General features: G+C 49.2%; 20 protein-coding genes. 17 read left to right on the top strand and 3 right to left on the bottom strand.

The genetic code is table 11. The features are described from left to right. Positions 1-115: 115 nt before the first annotated feature. Both L1278_RS10780 and cysM read right to left on the bottom strand, forming a co-directional pair. Entirely contained in the window at positions 116-808 is a 693-nt protein-coding gene (locus L1278_RS10780; protein ID WP_253403810.1) for a type 1 glutamine amidotransferase domain-containing protein, read from the bottom strand. Between the two features lie 63 nt (positions 809-871). Next, on the bottom strand, positions 872-1,759 hold the full coding sequence (cysM, locus tag L1278_RS10775; RefSeq protein ID WP_253403808.1) for a cysteine synthase CysM: 888 nt from the start codon (positions 1,757-1,759) through the stop codon (positions 872-874). A 190-nt stretch (positions 1,760-1,949) separates the two neighbouring features. On the opposite strand from cysM, the gene dinB reads away from it, so the two are divergent. Then, on the top strand, positions 1,950-3,029 hold the full coding sequence (dinB, locus tag L1278_RS10770; protein ID WP_253403806.1) for a DNA polymerase IV: 1,080 nt from the start codon (positions 1,950-1,952) through the stop codon (positions 3,027-3,029). On the opposite strand, the gene L1278_RS10765 is transcribed toward dinB, so the two are convergent. Continuing rightward, positions 3,026-4,636 (bottom strand): hypothetical protein, encoded by a 1,611-nt coding sequence (locus L1278_RS10765; protein ID WP_253403792.1) that lies wholly within the window; start codon positions 4,634-4,636, stop codon positions 3,026-3,028. The two genes, dinB and L1278_RS10765, sit on opposite strands and share 4 nt — an antisense overlap. A 313-nt stretch (positions 4,637-4,949) precedes the next feature. On the opposite strand from L1278_RS10765, the gene L1278_RS10760 reads away from it, so the two are divergent. From L1278_RS10760 to L1278_RS10685, 16 genes are all read left to right on the top strand, one after another. Further along, positions 4,950-7,457: a zinc-dependent metalloprotease gene (locus L1278_RS10760; RefSeq protein WP_253403791.1), complete on the top strand. Its 2,508-nt coding sequence runs from the start codon at positions 4,950-4,952 to the stop codon at positions 7,455-7,457. 174 nt (positions 7,458-7,631) lie between these two features. After that, positions 7,632-9,245 (top strand): CTP synthase, encoded by a 1,614-nt coding sequence (locus L1278_RS10755; protein ID WP_253403789.1) that lies wholly within the window; start codon positions 7,632-7,634, stop codon positions 9,243-9,245. A 34-nt stretch (positions 9,246-9,279) separates the two neighbouring features. After that, positions 9,280-11,121 carry a membrane protein insertase YidC gene (gene yidC / locus L1278_RS10750; protein ID WP_253403787.1) on the top strand — a complete coding sequence of 614 codons (1,842 nt, stop codon included), beginning with the start codon at positions 9,280-9,282 and terminating at the stop codon, positions 11,119-11,121. Between the two features lie 105 nt (positions 11,122-11,226). Continuing rightward, positions 11,227-11,826 (top strand): hypothetical protein, encoded by a 600-nt coding sequence (locus tag L1278_RS10745; RefSeq protein ID WP_253403785.1) that lies wholly within the window; start codon positions 11,227-11,229, stop codon positions 11,824-11,826. 14 nt (positions 11,827-11,840) lie between these two features. Further along, entirely contained in the window at positions 11,841-12,335 is a 495-nt protein-coding gene (locus L1278_RS10740; RefSeq protein ID WP_253403783.1) for a DUF6438 domain-containing protein, read from the top strand. A gap of 542 nt (positions 12,336-12,877) precedes the next feature. Next, the gene (locus L1278_RS10735) at positions 12,878-13,705 is read left to right on the top strand and encodes a YsnF/AvaK domain-containing protein (RefSeq protein ID WP_253403781.1); all 828 of its coding nucleotides are present in this window, start codon (positions 12,878-12,880) and stop codon (positions 13,703-13,705) included. 151 nt (positions 13,706-13,856) lie between these two features. Continuing rightward, a complete protein-coding gene (locus L1278_RS10730) occupies positions 13,857-14,390 on the top strand; it encodes a YsnF/AvaK domain-containing protein (RefSeq protein WP_253403779.1) in 534 nt (177 codons plus the stop codon). 300 nt (positions 14,391-14,690) lie between these two features. Further along, positions 14,691-15,371, top strand: coding sequence for a metal-dependent hydrolase (locus tag L1278_RS10725; RefSeq protein ID WP_253403778.1), 681 nt, complete (start codon positions 14,691-14,693; stop codon positions 15,369-15,371). Positions 15,372-15,378: 7 nt separating this feature from the next. Further along, a complete protein-coding gene (locus L1278_RS10720) occupies positions 15,379-16,161 on the top strand; it encodes a ParA family protein (RefSeq protein WP_188502623.1) in 783 nt (260 codons plus the stop codon). Positions 16,162-16,173: 12 nt separating this feature from the next. Beyond that, complete coding sequence (locus L1278_RS10715; protein WP_253403776.1) at positions 16,174-17,091, top strand: ParB/RepB/Spo0J family partition protein; 918 nt, start codon at positions 16,174-16,176, stop codon at positions 17,089-17,091. Between the two features lie 9 nt (positions 17,092-17,100). Continuing rightward, entirely contained in the window at positions 17,101-17,766 is a 666-nt protein-coding gene (locus L1278_RS10710; protein WP_253403774.1) for a DUF5683 domain-containing protein, read from the top strand. Beyond that, positions 17,763-18,479, top strand: a complete 717-nt coding sequence (dapB, locus tag L1278_RS10705) for a 4-hydroxy-tetrahydrodipicolinate reductase (protein WP_253403772.1) — start codon at positions 17,763-17,765, stop codon at positions 18,477-18,479. Before L1278_RS10710 ends, dapB begins: the two co-directional genes overlap by 4 nt. Before the next feature lie 18 nt (positions 18,480-18,497). Next, on the top strand, positions 18,498-19,598 hold the full coding sequence (gene lepB / locus L1278_RS10700) for a signal peptidase I (RefSeq protein WP_253403767.1): 1,101 nt from the start codon (positions 18,498-18,500) through the stop codon (positions 19,596-19,598). Positions 19,599-19,776: 178 nt separating this feature from the next. Beyond that, positions 19,777-20,889, top strand: a complete 1,113-nt coding sequence (locus tag L1278_RS10695; RefSeq protein WP_253403759.1) for an outer membrane beta-barrel protein — start codon at positions 19,777-19,779, stop codon at positions 20,887-20,889. Between the two features lie 2 nt (positions 20,890-20,891). Further along, positions 20,892-22,388 carry an IPT/TIG domain-containing protein gene (locus tag L1278_RS10690; protein WP_253403757.1) on the top strand — a complete coding sequence of 499 codons (1,497 nt, stop codon included), beginning with the start codon at positions 20,892-20,894 and terminating at the stop codon, positions 22,386-22,388. A 169-nt stretch (positions 22,389-22,557) separates the two neighbouring features. Beyond that, positions 22,558-22,923, top strand: coding sequence for a DUF2200 domain-containing protein (locus L1278_RS10685; protein WP_253403755.1), 366 nt, complete (start codon positions 22,558-22,560; stop codon positions 22,921-22,923).

Genomic DNA, 22,923 nt, shown 5'->3' with positions numbered 1-22,923 from the left:
ACGACAGGTATACGCTTTAGACACTGTACTTAACATAAAAATCCCACCGTTTCAAATCGGATTGGGTGGGATTTTCACGCTACACTGATAGTCAGGTATACGGAAATCTGGGAGCTTAAGCCGCCTTCTCTTTTTTGAGCATTTTAAGCAAAGCTTCTGCAGCTGGCTCCGAAGAAGCCGGATTTTGCCCTGTGATCAGCAATCCGTCAGTCACCACGTATGGCTGCCAGTCATCAGCCTTAGAGTAGATGCCGCCCAGTTCCTGATAGCGGTCCTCCACCAGAAATGGCACCACTTCGGTCAATTGCACAGCCTCCTCCTCAGTGTTGGTAAAGCCAGCCACTTTTTTGCCCTTTACCAGGGGTTCGCCATCCGGGCCTTTGGCCTGCATCAGGGCAGCCGGTCCGTGACAAACCGCTGCTACTGGCTTTTGCTGCTTTGCAAAGTCTTCGATCAGGCGGATGGAATCTCTGTCGTTGGAAAGGTCCCAGAGCGGTCCGTGGCCGCCCGGAAAGAAAATGGCATCATAATCGTCAGCGCGCACTTCGCTCAGTTTCTTGGTACGGGAAAGTTTGTGCTGCAGGTCGTCGTCCTCGTAAAAGCGCCTGGTCGCCTCGGTTTGGGCATCTTTCTCGGTGCTTTTCGGGTCGATCGGTGGCTGACCTCCTTTCGGAGAGGCAAGCTCCACTTTCACCCCAGCGTCAGCCAGGGTATAGTAAGGGGCGGCAAACTCCTCTACCCAGAAACCGGTTTTCTTGCCGGTATCGCCTAATTGGTCGTGTGATGTCAATACAAATAATACTTTCATAGTTCTTGCTGTTTACATGATGCTTGAGTCATTCTCTTTAACCAGATTTAGTTGGACAATGTTTTAGCTAAACAGTTGTGAGGATAGGTAACGGTCTCCCCGATCACAGATGATGCATACCACCACGCCTTTATCGAGCTCAGAGACCAGTCGGATGGCCGCTGCTACAGCCCCGCCGCTGCTCATACCGGCAAACACCCCCTCTTCCCGGGCCAGCCGGCGGCTCATGGCGGTAGCCTCCTGCTGCGACACGTCCAGTATGCCGTCAACCCGCTCCCGTTCGAAAATTTTGGGCAGGTATGCTTCCGGCCAGCGCCGTATGCCGGGAATCTGAGAACCTTCCGTGGGCTGGGTGCCGATGATCTGCACAGCTGGATTTTGCTCTTTCAGGTAGCGCGACACCCCCATAATGGTACCGGTTGTCCCCATGGCCGACACAAAATGTGTGACGGCTCCTTCGGTGTCGCACCAGATCTCGGGGCCTGTGCTGCGGTAATGGGCGGCGTAGTTGTCCGGGTTGCCGAACTGGTTGAGCACCAGGTAACCTCCTTTCGCCTCTTTCTCCCGCACATAGTCGATGGCCGCCTCCATAGAGCCCTCAGCTGGAGTTAAGGTTACTTTCGCCCCGTAAGCCTCCATGGTTTTTACACGTTCGGGTGTCGCGCTGGCAGGCATCACCAGTTCTATTTCAACCCCGAACAGCTGTGCGATCATGGCCAGTGCTATACCAGTGTTGCCGCTGGTGGCCTCGATCAGACGAGTACCTTTGGTGAGTTCGCCCCTGTCCAGCGCCCCTTTGATCATGCCATAAGCGGCGCGGTCCTTCACGCTACCGCCGGGGTTATTGCCCTCCAGTTTGGCCAGTAGTTTTACCTTCGGGTTTGGTGAGATGTGTTGCAATTCCACCAAAGGCGTGTTGCCGATAAAATCCAGCAGCGTGTGTGTCGTCATATTTGTCTTTTTTGCATCTGTATACCTAGTACGTGTTCAACCTTAGAATTGGAACCATCGTGTCGTGAAGCAGGCATAAAACCCGGTAAAAGATCTGCACAGGTATAGGACATATCATTCTTAAATCACAATAAACTCCTAAACTCTCAAACTCTTCAACTCCTAAACTATTATCTTTGTACCCATCCTAATGCATACACCTATCCGCAAGATCATCCACATCGACATGGACGCTTTTTTTGCCTCAGTAGAGCAGCGCGACAACCCGGAACTGCGCGGTAAACCCGTGGCGGTGGGTGGTTCGCGAGCACGGGGTGTGGTGGCTGCTGCCAGTTACGAGGCCCGCCGGTATGGCGTGCACTCTGCCCTCGCCTCCAAGATCGCGGCGCAGCGTTGTCCGCAATTGATTTTTGTGAAGCCCCGTTTTGAGGTATACAGCGCCGTGTCACGGCAGATCCGTGAAATCTTTTACTCCTATACCGATCTGGTGGAGCCCCTCTCGCTGGACGAAGCCTACCTCGACGTGACCGAAAACAAGATCGGTATGCCTTCCGCCACCATTATCGCGAACGAGATCCGGGCCAAAATTCAGGAAGAAACCGGCCTGACCGCCTCTGCTGGGGTTTCTTACAATAAGTTTCTGGCCAAGATCGCCTCGGACATGAACAAGCCCAACGGCTTCACCCTGATTACGCCGGACAAAGCCGAGGACGTAGTGGCTGCGCTGGCTATCGAGAAATTCTATGGCATCGGGAAAGTAACAGCGGCCAAATTGCAGAGTATGGGCATCCTCACCGGCGCCGACCTGCGTGAACGAAGCGAAGAAGAACTGGTGCGACACTTCGGTAAAACGGGGCGCTACTACTACCGCATCGCCCGCGCACAGGACGACCGGGAGGTGCAGCCGCACCGCATCCGCAAGTCCATCGGCTCTGAGCGCACCTTTGAGGTGGACCTGACCGAAGAGGAAGTGATGCTGCCAGAGTTGGAAAGGCTGGCCAAGGAAGTAGCGCATGACATGGATCGATTGCAAACCACGGCCAAAACCATCACGGTCAAGATCAAATACTTCGACTTCAACCAGACTACCCGCAGCAAGACTTTTCTGGGCGAGATCAAATCGGCTGACGCCATCTTTACTATCGCCCGTGACTTGCTGCGTACGCCCCAGTTGCCGGCATACCCGGTGCGGCTGTTAGGTATAACGGCCTCCTCCCTCCTCTACCAGCACGACAAAATGGAAGGCTACCAGCTGACGCTGGAGTTTTAGTTTGCCTTATTTCTTGCTTGCGAACTTTTTGGCCGGTTCCCATCGGCCTCCGGAGAAATTTTCAGTAATTCCAAATAATAAGCCCTGGCTTTCTCCTTGTCTTTGGCTCTTTCAGCGGAAATAGCCGCACCGTAGAGACTGTTATACCGTTTGGGCGATACCTTCAGGCTTGCTTCATAAGCTACCATGGCTTCTGCTGGTTTTTTGTTCAGCAAAAGCATATCCCCGAGCAATTCTCTGGCAGGCAGTACGGCTCCCGGTGTTACCGGATGTTTGTCCAGGGCATCTTCCTTGTCAGCTGCTTCCCGCATCATAGCCAGCGCTTTGTTCTTATCCCCACGTTGATACTCCAGCCATGCGCTCACTGTCATTTGCTGGGCTTCGGCCTGTGCTGCCCAATAGGTGTCGCCTGCCCCGCTCAACTGCGTCCGCAATTTGCCTAGTGCTGCAATCGCCTCTTCCGCCACCGCTGCGTTACCGGAACGGGCGCCTCCTATACCTCTGGCAAAGTGCGTAATGGCTTCGGCGGCAGGATATTTGTCCCAGGCAAAGCTTTCGGGCGATCGAACAGGCAAGGCAGCGGCTTCCGCCCATTTGCCCCTTTCCAGCGCCTGGCGGGCAGGTATAGCGGCAAGCGCATAGGCCGTCGCGAAGGTTGGGGTATAGCCAGGGACAGCCTTCATTTTGTCTACCACCTCCTGTGCTTTCTTGTCACGCCCCTGTTGCAGGTAGCCATACGCCATATAATCCAGGGCATGTGGGTAATGCGTAGACATCGCCTCTTTAGGCGACTGCCGGAGCGCGGCATCGGCTGAGCGGATGTTCCAGTCCACGGCGTCCGTCCACTGACCCAAACGGACAAAGATATGGCTCGGCATGTGCAGGGCATGTGGCACATCCGGGGCTATACGCTCATATTCCCGCGACACTTTAACGGCTTTGTTGGCCAACAAGGGGTTGTCATAGGCATGGATAATGTAATGGAATAATCCCGGATGGTCTGGGTTTTTGGTGTGCAGTTGCTCCAGAAGTGCTCCGGCTTCTTTCTGTTTAGCAAAAGTCTTATCTGTCTTCGGGGCCGTACCCAGCTGACCTAAGGCATAAAAAGCGGCCGCCTCCACTTCATCCGGGTACGCTTCATGCACTTCCTTATACCCCTGTTCAAAGGCTTTCAGTTGGTCTGCATAACTGGTTTTCTCCCAGTTATCATAAAAAAGAGATACTGCCTTGATGTACGCTTTCTCTTTATCTGTCAACTGCTGTTGCAGCTGTGCTTTCTCCACGGCTGCTTTTCCTTTCGCCAGGTTTTCATCGGTAGGGCGCTCGCCCCACAGCGGGTGGATGTAACTCATAGCAACGCCCCATTGCGCCATGCCGCAATCCGGGGCGACTTTTGCAGCAGAGGCAAATTCCTGTTCTGCCTCCTCATACATCATGTGGTGCATGAGCGCCAGGCCATTGTCAAAACGCTTTTGCGCCTGCTCGCTACAAGAGGTTTTCAAATTCACGGTGCCGTGCTTGGTGGCATGTCCCTGTGCGGTTGCTTTATGGCTAGGTATAGCAAAGACAATGCACCACACGATGGCTATAACAAGTGATGTTCGCATGCTGTTAGTGTGTAATTTTGGAAAGAATGAGTGTCAGAAGCAAGGACGATACACGTCGAAATTAAGCTGTGTAATGCTTAATAGGAAGGGTTCGGGCAAGGTATACGTAAGGTATAGCCTATCTTAATTTCTTACTCGTTTTGCTGTAATATGTTCATGTATTATAGCATTGTTCTGATGAAAATAGGGAAATCAAGTTATACCCGCATACCTAATTAAACCATTCTGCAGTAGCTTAGTCTTTTATGCTATACCTGTAAACAGGTATATTGCGAAATACTAATCCAAAACTTACCTAATCTTTCACCCCATTATGAGCAAAAATGTACGCTATGCCCGGCTGGCTACACTGCTTCTGGCTGGTGCGCTTATAGCACCTCCTACCTTCGCCCAAAGCAAGGAAAAAAAGAAGAAGAAAAAAGCCAAGCAGGAAGCCACCACAACACAGGCTGCCCCGGCAGTTAAAAAAGACGACAACGGAGTAAAACCTTATGCCAGTGTCATCACCCCCAACGCTGTGACGGACGAAGGACTTTTCAAGGTGCACCGCATCGACGAGAAGTACTTCTACGAAATTCCGGATACGCTCCTGAACCGCGACATGCTGATGGTGAGCCGTATCGCGAAAACAGCTACCAACCTCGGCTACGGTGGTGAGGAGCTCAACCGCCAGATGCTGCGTTGGGAGAAGAAAGGCAATCGCATTTTGCTGCGCCTGATCTCTTACCAGAACGTGGCCAGCGACACGCTGGAAATCTTCCACTCGGTACAGAACTCCAACCTGGCTCCTGTTATCCAGGCCTTCGATGTAAAAGCCTTCAACAACGGTGCTTCTGTTGTAGAGGTGACCGATTTCTTCTCGAAAGACGTGCAGGCCCTTGGTCTGAACAAGCGCCAGCGTGATTCTTATAAAGTGAAGCGACTGGATGACAAACGCTCTTTTGTAGAGGGCATCAAGAGCTTCCCCCTCAACATCGAGGCGCGCTCGTTAATGACCTACGAAGCGACTGATCCACCAGCAAACTCCAATGCCGGTACCATTACCGTAGAGTTGAACCACTCTATGCTCCTGCTACCGAAAGTGCCAATGCCAGCCCGTCGCTTTGACGAGCGCGTGGGTTACTTTACGCTTTCGCAGACGGACTATGGCACCGATGAACAGCGTGCAGCCAAGCGCCGCTACATTGTACGCTGGAGACTGGAGCCAAAAGATAAAGACGCTTATGCCCGCGGCGAACTGGTAGAGCCGATCAAGCCAATTGTTTACTACATCGACCCGGCTACGCCAATGAAGTGGCGCCCATACCTGAAGCAGGGCGTAGAGGACTGGAACAAAGCGTTTGAAGCTGCCGGTTTTAAAAATGCAATTATCGCCAAAGATGCGCCTACCCCGGAAGAAGATCCGGAGTTTAGCACTGAAGATGCGCGTTACTCGGTAATCCGTTACTTCTCTTCTGAAACACAGAACGCTTACGGACCAAACGTGCACGACCCGCGCTCCGGCGAGATTCTGGAAAGCCACATCGGCTGGTACCACAACGTGATGAACCTGCTCCGCAACTGGTACTTTGTACAGACAGCTGCCGTAAACCCGGATGCCCGTAGCATCAAGTTTAAAGATGAAGTGATGGGTGAGCTGATCCGTTTTGTATCTGCGCACGAAGTAGGCCATACCCTGGGTCTGCCGCACAACATGGGCTCCAGTGCTGCCTTCCCAGTAGAAAAACTGCGTGATGCCAAGTTTACCAAAGAAATGGGTACCGCCCCTTCCATCATGGACTATGCCCGTTTCAACTACGTGGCACAGCCAGAGGACAAAGGCGTGGCTCTGATGCCTGGTATAGGCGTGTATGACAAGCATTCCGTTAAATGGGGATACACTTACTTCCCGGAGATGAACGGTTATGACAACGTAGCCAAACTGTCGCAGTGGATACTGGAAAAGGGAGACGATCCGATGTACCGCTTCGGCCGTCAGCAAGGCAACACCGTGGACCCTTCTTCGCAGACTGAAGACCTGGGTGATGACGCCATGCTGGCCAGTCACTACGGCATCCTGAACCTGAAGCGCATCATGCCAAACCTGATGGAGTGGACGAAGGAGGAAAACAAGAACTACGACGACCTGCAGGAGATGTACAGCCAGGTGCTGGGCCAGTGGAACCGCTACATGGGCCACGTAACGGCTAACATTGGCGGGGTGTACGAAAATTACAAGACTTACGACCAGAAAGGCGACGTATATGCAGCCGTACCGAAAGAGAAGCAGCAGCGCGCCATGAAGTTCCTCAACGAGCAGGGCCTCGCTACACCAACCTGGATGCTAGATCAGAACATCCTGCGTAAGATCGAGTCAGTTGGTGCAGTGGAGCGAATTCGTACGGCGCAGGTGAATATCCTGAACAACGTACTGGAGCCGGGCCGTATGCAGCGTTTGCTGGAATCGCAGGCGGCACTGGGCAACAAAACCTATACCTTGCCGGAGATGATGGCAGACCTGCGCAATGGCGTGTGGTCAGAGATCGGAAGCGGCAAGAACGTAGACATGTACCGCCGCAACCTGCAGCGCGGCTACCTGGATCGCATGGAGTTCCTGATGAAAGAAGAGCAACCATCTGTTCCGGCCAGCGCGCGCGCTTTTGCAGGAGTTACGACGGTGAAGGTTTCCCAATCAGACATCCGTCCGATGGTGCGTGGCGAACTGACCACTCTGCGCAACCAGATCAAGGCCACTTTGCCAAAGACGAAGGATAGCATGACGAAGTACCATTTGCAGGACGCACTGGCACGGATCGACAACATCCTGAACCCAAAAAGTTGATTTTCCTGTTTTATGATAGAGAAAGCCCCGGCCAGATTGGCTGGGGCTTTTTATTTGTCCTTTCTGTTGAATATTAACTAAGATATCCTATGCAAAAAACAGAACAATGGGGTACCGTACCGTAAAATCAAATATATCTTGTACCTTTGTAGCCCATAAAGTTTAACCTAACTTATGGCTGCTAAATATATTTTTGTTACAGGGGGCGTTACCTCCTCACTTGGTAAAGGTATCATCTCCGCTTCACTTGCTAAGTTGCTGCAGGCAAGGGGCTTCTCTGTAACAATCCAGAAATTCGACCCCTATATCAACATCGACCCGGGCACGCTCAACCCCTACGAGCATGGCGAATGCTTCGTGACGGAAGACGGCGCCGAAACCGACCTCGACCTGGGACACTACGAGCGTTTCCTGAATGTGCCTACCTCACAGGCGAATAATGTGACTACCGGCCGCATTTATTACCATGTGATCACACAGGAGCGTGAAGGTGCCTACCTGGGCAAAACGGTGCAGGTTATCCCCCACATCACTGACGAGATCAAGCGACGCATGCTGCTTTTGGGCGAATCAGGCGAATTTGACATCGTGATCACGGAAATAGGTGGTTGTGTGGGCGATATCGAATCCCTGCCGTTCATTGAAGCCGTGCGTCAGCTGCGCTGGGAACTGGGTGTACACGAAACCTGTGTGATCCACCTCACCCTGGTGCCATACCTGAAAGCAGCCGGTGAGTTGAAAACCAAACCTACACAGCACTCCGTGCGCGACCTGTCAGAGGCTGGCGTGCAACCCGATATCCTGGTTTGCCGCTCGGAGTACCATATCCCTGTCGACCTGCGCAAAAAAATTGCGCTGTTCTGTAACGTTAATCAAAACTCCGTGATCGAGTCAATTGACGCGGAAACGATATACGATGTGCCGCTACTGATGCGCAAAGAAAAGCTCGACGAGCGTGTGATTGCCAAACTGAAACTGCCGCAGCGCGGTGAGCCGGAACTCGAAAGATGGAAAGAGTTTTTGGGACGCCTCAAAAATCCGACAGCAGAAGTTAAAATTGGCCTGGTAGGCAAGTATGTAGAGCTGCCGGACGCTTATAAGTCGATTGTAGAGTCGTTTGTGCATGCTGGTGCGGCCAACGAGTGCAAAGTGAACATCAAGTGGTTCCAGTCTGAGAACATCACGGACGAGAATGTGGCCAGCCTGCTGCAAGGTATGGACGGGGTGCTGGTAGCCCCTGGCTTTGGCGAACGCGGCTTTAAAGGCAAACTGGAGGCCATCCGCTTTGTGCGGGAGGCAGGTATACCGTTCCTGGGCATCTGCCTGGGCATGCAGTGCGCCGCCGTAGAATTTGCCCGCAACGTGTTGGGCCTGCAGGGAGCCGCTTCCACCGAAATGGAGCCGGAAACTCCATTCCCGGTGATCGACATGATGGAGGACCAGAAAAACATTACCCAAATGGGTGGCACCATGCGACTGGGCGCCTATACCTGTGAACTAAAGAAGGGCTCAAAAGCATTTTCAATATACGGTAAAGCTAAAATCTCAGAGCGCCACCGTCACCGTTACGAGTTCAACAACAAGTACTTAGCGGATTATGAGAAGGCTGGCATGATGGCGACCGGTATAAACCCGGAAACAGGTTTGGTAGAGATAATTGAATTACAAAATCACCCTTGGTTTGTGGCAGCACAATACCATCCGGAATTAAAGAGCACTGTGGTTAATCCGCACCCACTTTTTGTTAAGTTTGTGAAAGCGGCCATGAATTACACTAAATCGAAGTAAGCATTAACCTAAACACATTATTTATTTTCATTAGATGGATAGAAATCAAGCTATTGGCTTTGGATTGATTGCCGTGCTCCTGCTGGCTTACTCCTTCTTCTTCGCGGGTACGAACGAAGAAGCCAACACTCCGGCATTTGACCAGACAGCCAAGGTAGAGCAGGTGCAGGTGGGGCCTGCTGTTGTCGAGGACGACTCGCTGGCGCAGGTGCGCCGTGCAGCCGCCCTGGGAACTTTCAGCGCAGCCGGAACCGGCGAAGCCAGCACCACCACACTCGAAAACCAGAACATAACTGTTTCTTTTAACAGCAAAGGCGGCCAGGTAGAGGAAGTGGTTCTGAAGAATTACAAAGATTACAGAGGCAATACGCTGGTACTTTTTGACAAGGAAAGCAGCAAGACCGATGTGCAGTTCACCACCAATGACGGCAAGAACATCCGCCTGTCTGACCTGTTTTTTTCGCCATCGGAAGTGCAGACGGTTAACGTGGGCGATGTGCCTGCCAAAACCATCACCTATCGCGCCGACCTGGGCAATGGCCAGACCATCGACCAAATCTATACCTTGTTAGACAATAGCTTTGAGGTAGGCTACAAACTGGATTTCAAAGGCCTCAACAACCAGATCAGCGGTGAGAACGTGACCCTGACCTGGAACGACCAGTTGAAGCAGTTGGAAAAAGACATGCCTCAGAACAGGGCCAAGTCTACTATCAATTATTACACAGCTGACGAGAGCTTCGATCACCTGTCTATTTCGGAAGGCACTGAGACGGAAACCATTTCGGAGCCGATGAAGTGGGTAGCCAATAAGCAAAACTTCTTTACCGCGGGCATTATCGCCACCAACACCTTTGCTGGCGCTAAACTGGAGTCCGTGACCGATCCGGCTGATTCTTTGGTAGTAAAAGCGCTGAACTCCCAGATTCTGATCCCGACGGCTGACCTGCTGAGCGGCAAAGGCGAGTTTACCTTCTACTTCGGCCCCAACGATTACAAGATCCTGAAGCACATGGGCAACGAGTTCAACAGGAACTTGGACTTGGGTTGGGGTATCTTCTCATATGTGAACAAGTGGATCATTATCCCGGCATTCGACTTCCTGGAGAACTACATCGGTAACTACGGTATCATCATCATCCTGCTGGTGCTCTACATTAAGCTGATCCTGCTGCCGCTTACCTACAAGTCGCACATGTCGATGGCGAAGATGAAGGTGCTGAAGCCGGAGATTGACGCCATAAAAGAGCGCAACGACGGCGACATGCAGAAGACACAGATGGAAACCATGAAGTTGTACGGCGAGATGGGCGTAAACCCGCTCAGCGGCTGTATACCGATGGTGCTGCAGATCCCGATCCTGTTTGCGATGTTCAACTTCTTCCCGAACTCGATCGAGTTGCGTCAGGAGGCTTTCCTGTGGGCCGATGACCTGTCGACGTATGACGTGTTCGTGAACCTGCCATTTACCATTCCGTTCTATGGCGACCACGTGAGTATGTTCACGCTGCTGATGACGGCTTCCACGATTCTCTATACCTGGTCGAACAACCAGATGAATGTGTCGATGCAGGGCCCGATGAAGTACTACATGTACATGATGCCGATCATCTTCATGTTCGTGCTTAACTCCTTCCCGGCAGGGCTTTCTTTCTACTACTTTGTGTCGAACATGGTGACCTTTGGTCAAATGGCTTTGATGCGTAAGTTTGTGGACGAGGACAAGATCAGAGCAAAACTGGAAGAGAACCGCGACAAGCGCAAAGACAAGAAGAAAACGGGAGGCCCGTCGTTTACCGAGCGTATGCAGGAAGCCATGCGTGCCGCCTCTGAAAAAGAGCAGGAGCGCCGCAACAACCCGAAACTGAAGAAATAAGCACCTCTGTGCTATACCTGACAAAAAAGCCCCGAAACAGTTCGGGGCTTTTTTGTTTGACCATATTTGCCGTATTGCGTATAGGCCTATACCTATATTGATACCATGCGAAAGAACCCACTACCCCACCTCCTGCTGCCCCTCTCCTTTGTGGCGATTTTGGGAGCAGGCTGTCAGCAGCAGACAGAGGAAGAAAAGACCATTGCCAGCACGCACCCGAAACTGGAGGAGCGCCTGCAACGTGACTCCCTGCGAGGGGCAGACACCCTAGAACAAAATCCGGAAATATACGAGCGCTACCGCCTGCGGATGGATGCCTACCAGAGCGACGAGGCATTTCGGGTGCAGGAGGCGTATCGGGGGCGCCTGGCTCCTTTGGATGAAGCCAGCCTTACAGACGCCCGCCAGTTCCGCGAAGCCCTGCAGGAGGGCCTGAAACAAGGTGTAAACTTTGCCGGCAGGTATACGGTGGTCACGATGGAATGTGGCCCCACTTGCCAGGAACATTATGTGGTAGACCGCCAGGACGGTAAAGTGCTCGACAAGTTACAGAGTAGCACGGGTGCGCAGTTTAGTCCGGATAGTCGGATCTTTATCGTCAATCCACCGGATTCGTCCCACAATTACGTAGAGTGCCCCTACTGCGAACCAGCAGCTTATGTGCTAGAGGCGGGTAAATTCCGTAAACTACCCCAGGGGCAATAACCGAATTTACTGCTATGCACACACTGCTATACCTGCTGAAACTGGGGCTTGGCCTGGGACTGATATTGGCGACTGGCTGCAGTGCTGCTCAGAACAGTAATATGCAATCAACGGACACCCCTTTGCTGCACTTCCAGAAAACGCCCTGCCTCGGCACCTGCCCCTCCTACGAGGCAACCATTCTGGAGAATGGCAGCATCCGCTACACGGGGTATAGCGATGTTCCGGTCATCGACACCGTTGTTTTTACACTCTCGAAACAACAACTGGAAGAGCTCCGCCAGAAGATAGCGGAATTAAATTATACCTCGCTTAAAGATACTTACCTTACCAATTGGAGCGACATGCCTTCCACGATCACAACTTTTTACAAGGCGGGCAAGGAGATTAAGCGGGTGAAGCAGGAAGAAGGAGGACCGAAACTCCTGCTGGACTTCCAGGAGAAAGTCCATACCCTGATTATGGGCTTAGCTGATGCAGAAGCAAAGAGAAAGCTTCCCATCCGATAATTGCTGAGAAATAAAAACATCTCCCACCATCCCATTTTTTTCTCATCCCCCTGTTCTTGCAGCCATCAAGTCCCGAATGGTTGCCTGATACCGCGGCAGCCCCATTTTTACCCGCTGTATCTTAATAACACTAGATTTAAATATAGGACAAACTCGTGTTGTTGTTTTGAGAAATCAATAACCAAACCCTATAAAGGCCGTAAAAAAATACAGCATCAAGACAAAGAGCCCTATTTGAAAATTAATATTTATTTATGCTATATATTTAAATTTTCAAATAATTGACTACGATAAGTTTTAATTCAAAATAAGCTATATAAGTATGAAATAGCTCTCTTCGAGATTCTGAATTTAACAAAATGATAGCACAACATTTTGTTGGGACACTTGGCTTGCTCTTCAGGCACAAGGCTCAGTAGTAGCTTAGATCTTAAATCGAAACAAGGAAAATAGATTTTCCAGCAGATGATCATATTGGGGTTGTGAAGTATCCCGGCTTTTCAAAGCAAATTACTTCAATGTACAATTTAACACACAGAACTATGGAACGACAAACCGTGATTGGTATTTTCAAAGAAGGTATAGACGCACAGGCTGCGGTGCAGAAGTTAGAAAGCACGCACCATATAGGCCGTGATAAAGTAGATATAGCAAACCCTGCCTCCGCTTCAGCGAAGCATGTGGGCGGTAGTACAACAAATAGAGACAATGACGGCGTAAGTGGTTTCTTCGGATCATTATTTGGCCAAAACGATGACGCCAACAAACATACACAGGCAGCCCGCAAAGGTTGGGTAGTTACGGTACATGCCGATTCACGCCAGGAAGCGGAGCGAGCAGCCGAAGTACTGGATTCTTGTGGTGCCGTGGACGTGGACGAGCATACGAGTCCGCAAGCGGGTTTGAACAGACCGCCACAGGGCACATCACACACCGAACCGACCGGGGATTTAAATCAGACGATTCCGATTATGGAAGAGCGCCTGAATGTGGGAAAACGCGAAGTAGAGCGTGGTGGCGTGCACATGAGAAGCCGCATCGTAGAGCGCCCGGTAGAAGAGCACCTGCGTTTGCGGGAGGAGCACCTTGACATTGAACGCAACAAAGTGAACCGACCAGCTACCGACCGTGACTTCCAGAATTTCAAGGAAGGAGAGATCAATATCACAGAACGCGCTGAGGTACCTGTTGTGAACAAGGAGGCCCGTGTAGTAGAAGAGGTGAAGATCAGCAAGCACACAGAAGAGCGGGACGAAACCGTAAGAGGTACCGTACGCAAAACCGATGTGGAAATAGATAAACAAGATCGGGATAGAGATCAGAACCTTCGCACCCCGGGTAACAAACCCGGTAGCCCTCGGAATATTTAGGGATAAGTTTTGTAGTTAAGGCAAGAGGCAGTCATCATGTGGCTGCCTCTTGTTTTTTTATAGAAGTGACGTTGGCTATTAACAAGCAGAAAGTCAGGAACTATACCTTGCCACGCCCGTAGTAAATTGATGAAACTAGGTCCCATACACTATGAACAAGAAAACAGACAAACTTAAATCGGAATTTGACGAGAAACTGCGCCAAGACCAGTCCACCCCCCTGGAAGGACGTGACATACAAAATGGGGATACACCGGAGGATCGGGAAAAACTGGATGTCGACATTGAATACAACAAGACCATACCAGTAATAGAAGAGCAGGTGCGGGTGGATAAAGAAGTAAGAGAAACAGGCAGCGTACATATTGCCAAGGAAGTGTACAGCGAAAATGTGGATCTGGACCTGCCCATCATACACGAAGAAGCGGAAATTGAGCGCGTTGAAATAAACCAGTATGTGGATGTGGCTCCTCCACCGGTGCGTTACGAAGGCGATAAAATGATTATACCTGTGCTTAAGGAAGTGCTAGTCGTAGAGAAGCGTCTGCTTGTGGTGGAAGAAATTCATGTGACCAAAAGACGTACCGAAGAGCATAATACCGAGCACGTAGAGCTGCTGCGGGAAGAAATACGCGTCGAGCGGAAGAGAAGCAGCCCGGAAGGACCGGAACGCTCCTCTCATTAATCGGAGCGGATTAAAATATATAGTTCCACGGAACGTTATGGATGAATCGAACCCAAGAAGCGAGCGGGTCCGGCAGCTTACCAGGCAGTCGGACCCGCTTGCGTTTATATCGCTTAAAATGCGCCTATTCCCTGACCAAGCCCTTTTCCGGCAGCCCGGCTTGGAATGTGGATAACACCCAAAATCGTGGATAAAAATATATACTTCCGTGCGTGGAACATCATACGTTCTGTACAAAAAACAGTATCTTTGTAAAAGTTCTATACCCGGAATGGGCTAACAGATTAAAAATTGCAAACGATGGAAATAACGTATTACGGACAGTCCTGCTTTCTTTTCAAGATCGGTGAGCACCGCATTCTATTCGACCCGTTCATCTCTCCGAACGAATTAGCCAAGGACATTGACGTAGACAGCATCAAGGCGGATTACATCCTGCTTTCGCACGGTCACCAGGACCACGTGCATGATGCAGAGCGCATTGCTAAAAACAACGATGCTACCATTGTAGCCAATTTTGAGATCGTGAGCTGGTATGAGGAGAAAGGTATAGAAAAGACCCACCCGATGAACACAGGCGGCAAGGTGACCCTGCCGTTTGGCACCGTGAAAATGGTGAACGCCGTGCACTCCAGCTCTTTGCCGGATGGCACTTATGCAGGTATAGCAGGTGGATTTGTGGTGGAAACAGAAAATCAGACATTTTATTTTGCCGGCGATACGGCCCTTACCTACGATATGAAGCTGATCCCGGAACAGTTTGACTTGGATTTTGCTTTACTGCCAATCGGCGATAACTTCACCATGGATATTCATGATGCCCTGGTGGCGGCTGACTTTGTGCAAGTAGACAAGGTGATCGGCATGCACTACGACACCTTCCCTTACATTCAGATAGACCACCAGGAAGTGAAGGAAGTGGCGCAGATGGCCGGCAAGGAACTAATATTGATGGAGATAGGTCAGACTATAAACCTATAATTTTTAGATGGGAAAAATAATAGCGGTTGCAAACCAAAAAGGTGGCGTAGGCAAGACCACCACAGCCATAAACCTGGCTGCGAGCCTGGCAGCCCTCGAATATAAGACATTGCTGGTTGACGCAGACCCACAGGCTAACGCCACATCGGGACTCGGCTTCGACCCTGCCAGTATTACCACCAGCATTTACGAATGCATGGTGGAGGATGTAACGATTCAGGACATTATTCTGAACTCACCGAACATCGAGTTTCTGGACCTGATCCCGTCGCACATCGACCTGGTGGGCGCTGAGGTGGAGATGATCAACGTGCCCAACCGGGAGGAGAAAATGCGCGAGGCGCTGGCTCCGCTCAAGGAGGTATACGACTTCATCATCATCGACTGCTCACCTTCGCTGGGCCTGATCACGGTGAACTCCTTGACGGCTGCGGACTCGGTGATCATACCGGTGCAGTGCGAGTATTTTGCCTTGGAAGGTTTGGGTAAACTCCTGAATACTATTAAGATAATTCAGTCGCGCCTGAACACGGAGTTGGCCATAGAAGGCATTTTGCTGACGATGTATGACGTGCGCCTTCGCCTGAGCAACCAGGTAGTGGAAGAAGTGCAAACGCATTTCCAGCAGATGGTATTCGACACCATTATACCTAGAAACGTGAAGTTGAGTGAGTCGCCCAGCTTTGGTATACCTGCCCTGTTGCACGATGCAGAAAGCAAGGGGGCGATGAGCTACCTGAACCTCGCCCGTGAGATAGCAGAGAAGAACAGCGTTGCGCTGGCGAAATAACCTTACGATTACATGTCAGACAACAAGAAACAAGCAGCAGTACGCAAAGGCGGTCTCGGCCGGGGCCTTGGCTCTCTTCTGGAGGGTAACAAATACACCGGCAAAACTGCCGAATCTACCACCATTAACGAAGTCAATACCATCGCAGATATAGCCATTGACCAGATACAGACGAACCCCTTCCAGCCCCGTACACATTTTGACCAGACGGCACTGGAAGAATTGGCTGAGTCTATCCGCATACAGGGTATCATCCAGCCCATCACCGTTCGTCAGCTTGACCAGAGCACGTACCAGCTGATATCGGGTGAACGCCGTTACCAGGCCGCCAAAATGGCTGGTTTGACCGAGATTCCAGCTTACATCCGCAAGGCCGACGACCAGCAGATGCTGGAGATGGCCCTCATCGAGAATATTCAGCGTGAAAACCTGAACGCGATCGAGATTGCCCTCTCCTACCAGCGTCTTCTGACCGAGTGCAGTTTGAAGCAGGAAGAATTGGGCGACCGCGTAGGTAAGAAACGTACAACTGTGACCAACTACCTGCGCCTGCTCAAGTTGCCGCCGGATATCCAGATCGCACTGCGCGACAACGTGATCAGCATGGGCCATGCCAGAGCCCTGATCAACATCGATACCATCGACAAGCAGCTGGAGATCTTCCGCAAAGTAGTGGCGGAAGAGCTGTCGGTACGCAAGGTGGAGGAACTGGTACGAAACGTTCAGAATGCTAGTAAAAAACCCGATCCGCAACAAAAACTGGTCTTCAACAAGTATGATGATGAGTTGAAGGGCGTGGAGAAAAAGCTTTCTTCGCAATTTGGCACCAAAATACTAGTGAAGGCCAACAACGATGGCAAAGGAGAGATCAAGATCCCGTTTGTATCGGTAGAGGAGTTGAACCGTATTCTGGAGATTCTGAACTACTAAGAGAATAGCATGAGGTTAGCGCCAGGTATAGCTTTATTGGTGGGATTGCTCTTTTCGCAGCTGCTGCCGTCGCAGGCCAGGGCGCAGGTGGTCACATCCGGCCCGGACTCTGTGTTGGTCATAACCTCCGAAGCGGATACCGCGCAGCAGAAGCAGTTTTTCCTGAGTGGTTTCAAAAACCTGGGCCGGCCGGGCCGTGCAGCGCTTTTCTCTGCCATCATACCAGGCGCAGGCCAGGTATACAACGGTGCCTGGTGGAAAGTGCCCATCATTTACGCTACGGGCGGGGTGCTCGGCTACTTTATCATCGATAACAACAACAAGTACCAGGACTTCCGGACGGCTCTGAACATACGGACAGGGCGCAGCGACCAATTCGTTCAGGTATATGACGCGTATTATTTTGACAGAATATACGGTGCCGATGTGCCCGTCGGAACTAAGAACCTGCGTTCGAGCCGCGACTTTTACCGCCGTAACCGCGACCTGACCATTATTATATCGGTGCTGGCCTACGGCATGCAGATAGCAGAAGCGTATGTGCACGGCCACCTACGCGAATTTGACGTGAGTGACAATCTGAGCTTGCGTGTACAGCCCGATGTATTCCGCACGCCAGCCTCCAACGGCGTTACGCCCGGCCTTACCCTTACTTTATACACGCGAACTAAATGAGAATCCTGTTGATAGGCTATGGCAAGATGGGGAAAACCATTGAGCAGATGGCCCTTGCCAAAGGCCACCAGATAGCCGGCACCATCGACCATACCAACACTGAAACGCTGCAGCAATACAGCTCGGGAAATACCGATGTTGCCATTGAATTCACCCACCCGGAAGCTGCTTTCGGCAATATCGCTTACTGTCTGAAACAAGGTATACCTGTGGTTTCGGGCTCTACTGGCTGGCTCGACAGGTATAGCGAAGCTGTATCTTTGTGCCAGGAAAACAAAGGCGCTTTCTTCTATGCATCTAATTATAGCGTGGGCGTTAATTTGTTTTTCCATTTTAACGAATATATTGCCAGTAAAATGCAGGCCTATAAGGAATACCAGGTGTCAATCCGTGAGATTCACCACCTCCAGAAGGTCGATAAACCGAGCGGCACAGGTATTACTACCGCCGAAGGTATACTGGCCAACTACCCTGCCCTGCAAGGCTGGGCGGCTGACGATGATTCAGATAAGTCGAAGCTTAACATTATTTCGGAGCGTGAGCCGGATGTGGTAGGTACCCACATTGTGACTTATGCATCAGAAGTAGACAAAATAGAACTGGGCCACATTGCCCATAGCCGTGCCGGTTTTGCCGAAGGTGCCCTGATGGCAGCCAAATGGCTCAAAGACCGCCAGGGAGTTTACGGCATGAAAGACATGCTCAACCTGTAGAAACAAAACACTTTATAAATGAAAGTAAAGTTTTGGGAGAAGAAGCCCGTTAGTAAGGAGCCTAAAAAGAAAAAGAGCTTTGCACGTGAGTGGGGTGATGCCATCCTGTTTGCCGTTATAGCGGCCAGTTTAATTCGCTGGGCTACTTTCGAGGCCTACACCATCCCGACACCTTCTATGGAGAAAACCCTGTTGGTAGGGGACTTCCTGTTTGTAAGCAAGCTGCACTACGGTCCGCGCACTCCGATCACGCCGCTGCAGGTGCCGCTCACGCACCAGACCATCTGGGGCACCAACATCCCCTCCTACTCTGACGCCATTCAGCTGAAGTCATACCGACTGCCTGGTTTCTCTGAAGTGAAGCGCAACGATGTGGTCGTGTTCAACTACCCACCGGAGGAGCATCATCCGGATGACCTGCGCACTAACTACATTAAGCGCTGCATCGGTATTGCCGGCGACTCCATTGAATTGCGCAACATGCAGGTATACATCAACGGCCAAGCTGCTGAGAATCCGGAGAAGATACAGTATAAGTACTTCCTCTCTACGGAGCAGCGCCTGGCAGAGAAGTTTTTCCTAGAGCGTGATATCACGGACGTGATCCAGTGGCAGGGTGGTTATATTGTAGATACATCTCCTGAGAAAGCAAAGGCCCTCGCCCAGCTCGATTTCATTAAAGACGCTACGCTCCTGATGGATGAGTCGGGTAAAGGTGATGCCGAGGTTTTCCCGCATGTACCGAGCAAGTACGAATGGAACAAAGACAACTTTGGCCCGCTGTACATCCCGAAAGAAGGCGCCACGGTAGCCATTACGCCTGAAACACTGCCTTTCTACGAAAAGGTGATCGTGGGTTACGAACGCAACGAAAACGCCGAGGTGCGCGACGGTAAGCTATACCTTAACGGTGCCGAAGCCACGAGCTATACTTTCAAGCAGGACTACTACTTTATGATGGGCGATAACCGCCACAATTCCCTCGACTCCCGCTACTGGGGCTTTGTACCCGCCGACCACATTGTAGGCAAGGCCGTTATGATCTGGATGTCCACCGACCCATACGGCGGCTTCCTTGACAAGATCAGATGGAGCCGACTGTTTAAGACGATTGAGTAAGGTATAGGTATACGAAATGAAACCGCCAGTTCTGAGAAGAGCTGGCGGTTTTTGTTTTTAGGGTTGATGATTTTTATATCTTGAATACTGTATATTTGGTATGGGGGTTTATTCAATAGTAAAGGTATACCTCCCTAGTACCCCGTTACACACGATCACTTTCAGAACGAAGAATTAGATGAGAAAAATGAAGAGCTGGTTGATTACTGCAATCCTTATTTTATCGATTCATTGTGCACACTCCCAGAAAAGTGATTACATCATGACTGATACTTTAGTAAGTGTTGGAATTAAATTGAAAGCAGGAACGCCCAAAGAGAATGCGCAATTTGTACGAATGAAAAAGGGAGATAGTGAAATAAGTTATTCTGCTGAAGAATTGATAGAATATGGGTTCAAAAATGGCACAGTATATTTATCTAAGAATATTTCGGTTTCCGGACTGAATAAAAGGGTCTTTCTAGAACGACTTGAACATGGAAAAATTACGCTCTACTACTTTATCGGAGAAGGCATTAAAACATATTTTCTGGAAAAGGATAGTACTGTTTTTGTTGAAATATCTAAGGAAGATTTTCGAAAGCATCTACTAGAACATACAAGTGACTATAGATGGAAAGGTAAGCAGGTGCGACTGGTCAAATACAATAGGAAATCGCTTTCCCAACTTATTTCGATGTATAACAACGGTCATAATCGTCCATTGCCTTATCCACGATTTGGTGTAATTGTAGGGTACGGCAGAACGTCATTGAATGTACCTGCAGGTATGTCGAAAGAACACCTCAATGAAATTTCTTTCGTTCCTGGTGCGTCGGCCTTATTTGGAGTTTTTGCCGATCTCCCTATAGAACGAAGTTACTTTTCTTTAAATACTGGAGTTAATATTACAAAAAACGGCTTTTCAGTTAATTCAGCTTCTCCTCAATCTGAGGTAGATGTTGTCATTAACACGACTTCCTTAAATGTACCGGTATTGTTGCGTTATACGCTGCCACCTTTGGCCTGGAGACCATTTATTAATGCCGGAGGCTCTTATTTATATCACTTGACAAATAAGAGCAGTGTATACAGATCTTCTATTGATCAAAAAGTAATTACAATCAACAAGGTTGATCAGCAGCCACTAATCTCTACAAGTATGGTCGGCTATTCTCTGGGAATAGGATTGCAACGCAATTTAGATTATAGAAAAATTGCTGCGGGAGAGCTTAGGTTTAATCAATTTCCTGGAAATGACATTACATTTCAAAAAACACAATTAGAAATTATAGCTAGCTTTTCCTTTTGATAATGAAAACTCCAGTAAGCGGGCTTACTATATTATTCCTTGGACTCATTTTTCTGGTAAGATGCCAGGATGCAGAGATCGCACCAAAGGAATACCCGATTGTTTTAATGGAAGAAGTAAGCGCTTCTGAGTCTGGTGCAAAGTTCTCCGCTAATGTAAAAAGCCTAGGTAACGAAAAGGCTTTATCTCATGGTTTTGTATGGGGAAGTCATCCAAACCTAAGTATAGATGTTGATGATTTTAAAAATATTTCTACAGAATTAGTAACTGGGAAATTTGCGCTGGAAATTAACTCCGGCTTAGTGAAGGGTCAAACTTATTATGTTCGGCCATTCATCCGAACTGAAAGCATGCTTGTCTACGGTTCAGAGTTGTCCTTTACGAGCGAGGGAAGTAAACCACCTGAAGTTCATGATTTCCATCCTAAGTTCGGTTCAACAGGTACAAGCGTTGAAATTACTGGAATAAATTTTGGATTCTCAGCTAAAAGCAACACTGTATTATTTGGTCGACATGTTGCAAAAGTTGATTCGGCTACAGCTACAAAAATATATGTCAAAGTACCTAAAGTTACGGAACCCGAAAAAGTAGACATCACAGTTATAACTGCTGGTATGCCTGCAAATTCTAAGGATAAATTTGATCTATATTTCCCTTGGTTGAAGCTAAATTTTACACATGACATAAATCCTGCTTCGACAACATTCACCATTGGTGATAATGCCTATATTCTTAATCCAAACTCATCAACTGGGTTGAAGTTTAACTCAACAAATAAAACCTGGCAAACATTATATTTACCACACAGTACAGGCCGATATCCCAAAGCATTTACCATTTCTAACAAAGGCTATGTCTTACTAGAAAATGGTTTTTATGAATACAATCCGAACAGCGAGGTTTGGATTCAGAAGGCAGATTTTCCGGATAAAATTGAGCGTGATGACTACGCCTTCACCTTCAGTTTTGATCAAATGGGATTTATAGGGTCATGCTACAGAAATCAAAAATTATGGTCATACCTTCCGAATAGTGATACATGGATTCGAAAAGCAGATTTCCCGGAAGATTTTACCAAAACAACTAGCCCAGTATGGGGAAATTTTTCGTTTGCAATTGAGAACTCAGGTTATCTGGGAATCAGTCAAACGGCATTTGCATTTAATACTTTCTGGAAGTACGATGCTCTCTCAGATTCATGGGAAAGAAAAAAGCCACTCCCGTCTGATGCATATAATTCTTATGCATGTATGGTAATTGATGGTGCTGCTTATGTGGGACTTGGAAGTAATTTTGAATGGGGAGATGGTTATGTTTCTAATAAAATTTGGAAATATGATCAACTCAATGATAGTTGGATACAATTTCAAAATTGTCCTACAAGCATGGCTGTTAATACAAGTTTTGGAATAAACGGCAAAGGGTATTTGTTATCCGGCTTCACTAAATATTCTAGTTCATTAAGAGAAATTTGGGAATTCAATCCTATCAAAAACTAAAAAAAGAATAGAGCAATAATTACTTACTGTCGACATGCAGCCCATTACGATCAGTCAAAAGAGATTTACTTTTAAGCGCGCTCTATTAATCAGTCGATTATAACTCTATCAACCTCCCAATTTTTAAATTACGGGCTTAACTGTTCAATCAGCAATTACAACACAAAAGATGAAGACAACACCTGAGCACAATGAACGCATGGCCAAGATGACTTTTGCGTCGGTTTATCCGCATTACATCACAAAAGTTGAGAAGAAAGGCAGAACAAAAGAGGAGCTGCATCAGGCGATAAAGTGGCTGACAGGCTTTGATGATAATAAACTACAGAAACTGATCGACGAAAAAGCGACGTTTGAAACATTCTTTACGAGGGCAGAATTGAATCCAAATGCTCACCTCATAACGGGAGTGATCTGTGGTTACCGTATCGAAGAAATTGAAAACACGCTGACAAAACAAGTCAGGTATTTAGACAAGTTGGTGGACGAGTTGGCAAAAGGTAAAAAAATGGATAAAATTCTGAGAACCGCTTAA

Origin of the sequence: Pontibacter sp. HSC-36F09, assembly GCF_024171605.1 — a bacterium.
In the GTDB taxonomy this organism is placed as follows: Bacteria; Bacteroidota; Bacteroidia; order Cytophagales; family Hymenobacteraceae; genus Pontibacter.
This window is presented reverse-complemented; position numbering and strand designations above follow the sequence as displayed.